This window comes from Thauera phenylacetica B4P, from assembly GCF_000310225.1.
Classification (GTDB): domain Bacteria; phylum Pseudomonadota; class Gammaproteobacteria; order Burkholderiales; family Rhodocyclaceae; genus Thauera; species Thauera phenylacetica.
The window spans coordinates 1-2,143 of record NZ_AMXF01000398.1 but is presented as its reverse complement, the minus strand read 5'-3'; the positions used below and the strand labels follow the sequence as shown (position 1 = coordinate 2,143).

Annotated in this window: 2 protein-coding genes; both read left to right on the top strand. The window is 66.9% G+C overall.

Annotation, left to right across the window (positions count from 1 at the left end; translation table 11 throughout):
- Window positions 1–106: 106 nt before the first annotated feature.
- Window positions 107–466 (top strand): IS66 family insertion sequence element accessory protein TnpB, encoded by a 360-nt coding sequence (tnpB, locus tag C667_RS22415; RefSeq protein ID WP_004355068.1) that lies wholly within the window; start codon window positions 107–109, stop codon window positions 464–466.
- Window positions 467–495: 29 nt separating this feature from the next.
- Window positions 496–2,115 (top strand): IS66 family transposase, encoded by a 1,620-nt coding sequence (tnpC, locus tag C667_RS22410; protein ID WP_004355071.1) that lies wholly within the window; start codon window positions 496–498, stop codon window positions 2,113–2,115.
- Window positions 2,116–2,143: the final 28 nt, after the last annotated feature.

The window sequence follows — 2,143 nt, the reverse complement described above, 5'->3', positions numbered from 1 at the left end:
CCACTGGCTTCGTCGACGCCGGCACGCTCAAACTCGGCGGCACGGGCCGCCTCGAACTGCGGCTCGACCTGGGCGACGGCGTGATCCTTCACCTGTCGCGCGGCTGATGTTCTTCCCCGAAGGCGCCGTCCGCGTCCATGTCTATGGCCGCCCGGTCGACATGCGCAAATCCTTCGACGGCCTGTACGCGCTCACGCGCCAGGCGCTCGGCTGCGATCCGCTGTCGGGCGAGCTGTTCGTGTTCATCAACCGGCGTGGCACGCAGATGAAGGTGCTGTACTGGGACCGCACCGGATTCTGCGTGTGGGCCAAGCGTCTCGAGCAGGGGCGCTTCGTGTCGAACTGGGCGCAGGTCCGCACGCGCCAGATGGACTGGACCGGGCTCAAGCTCTTGCTCGAAGGCATCGAGCCGGCCCGCACCAAGCGCCGTTTCAGATTGCCCCAGAACGCCGTGAAACCCGCATGAATGCTGGGCTCTACGGTAAAATATGCGCCATGTCCGCACCGCACTGCACCCCCGTTCCGACCCTTGCCGAGGCCGCCCAGTGGGCGCCCGAGCAGATCGTCGGACTGGCACAGGCGAACGTCGCCTTGCAGCGCGACATGGATGCGATGCGGCTCGAGTTTGCGGCACTCAAGCATCAGCTCGAGTGGTTCCGCCGCCAGCTCTTTGGCCAGAAGAGCGAGAAGCGCGTGGTGTCACCCGACACCACGCAGATGTATCTGGGCGAGTTGCCGATCCCCGACACGCCGCCCGACACCCCCGCCAAGACCGTGGCGGGACACACCCGTCGTGCGTCGCGCACCGACTTCGCCCAGAGCAAGGACGAATCGGCGCTGTTCTTTGACGAGACGCGCGTCCCGGTCGAGACGATCACGCTCGCCAACCCCGAGACCGAGGGCCTCACCGCCGAACAGTTCGAGGTGATCGGCGAGAAGGTGAGCCATCGCCTGGCGCAGCGCCCGGGCAGCTACGTGATCCTCAAGTACGTGCGCCCGGTCATCAAGCGCCGCGACACGCAGACGATCCACTGCCCGGCGGCCCCCGCCGGGGTGATCGACGGCAGCCGCGCCGACGTGAGCTTCGTCGCCGGGCTCATCACAGACAAGTTCTGCTACCACCAGCCGCTGTACCGCCAGCATCAGCGGCTCGGGGACAACGGCATCCGGGTCTCGCGCCCGTGGCTCACGCAGCTCACCCACGCGGCGCTCGCGCTGCTCGAGCCGGTCTTTACGGCCCAGCTCGACTCGATCCGCGCAAGTCGCATCAAGGCGATGGACGAGACCCCGATCAAGGCCGGGCGCGCCAGCCCGGGGAAGATGAAGGGCGGCTACTTCTGGCCGGTGTATGGCGAGCGCGACGAAATCTGCTTCGCCTATCACGAGGGGCGTAGTGGCAAGCACATCGCGCAGACCCTGGGGACCGACCCACCGCCCGAGGGGGCGGTGCTGCTCACCGACGGCTACGCGGCCTACGAACGTTACGCACAAAAATGCGGGCTCACGCGCGCGCAATGCTGGGCGCACTCGAGAAGAAAGTTCTTCGAGGCCCAGTCGATCGAGCCCGAACGGGCGGCGCAGGCACTGGAGATGATCGGCCAGCTCTACGCGGTAGAGCAGCACATCCGTGAGGCACAGCTCGTCGGCGAGGCACGCCGCGCATACCGGCTCGCCCAGGCCAAGCCGATGGTCGACCGGTTCTTCGACTGGGTCGACACCCAATTCGAATCCCACGGTCTGCTGCCGAGCTCACCGCTAACCACTGCCCTGGCCTACGTGCGTGAGCGCCGGGCCGCCCTCGAGGTCTACCTCGCCGACCCCGAGGTGCCGATCGACACCAACCACCTCGAGCGGGCGCTACGCGTAGTGCCGATGGGCCGCCGCAACTGGCTCTTCTGCTGGACCGAGGTCGGCGCGAAATACGTGGGGATCGCGCAGAGCCTGATCGCCACCTGTCGCCTGCACGACATCGACCCCTATGCCTATCTGGTCGATGTGCTCCAGCGCGTCGGCCAGCACCCTGCCGCCGATGTCGCGCAACTCACCCCAAGGCTGTGGAAGCAACACTTCGCGGCCAATCCGCTTCGATCCGATCTCCACCCGCGCTCGAAGTAGGCAAGAACGCCGCTCGGTTACCGCTTAC

Coding starts and splice junctions, on each gene's coding strand:
- tnpB (WP_004355068.1), top strand. CDS start 107: ATGTTCTTCCCCGAAGGCGCCGTCCGCGTCCATGTCTATGGCCGCCCG.
- tnpC (WP_004355071.1), top strand. CDS start 496: ATGTCCGCACCGCACTGCACCCCCGTTCCGACCCTTGCCGAGGCCGCC.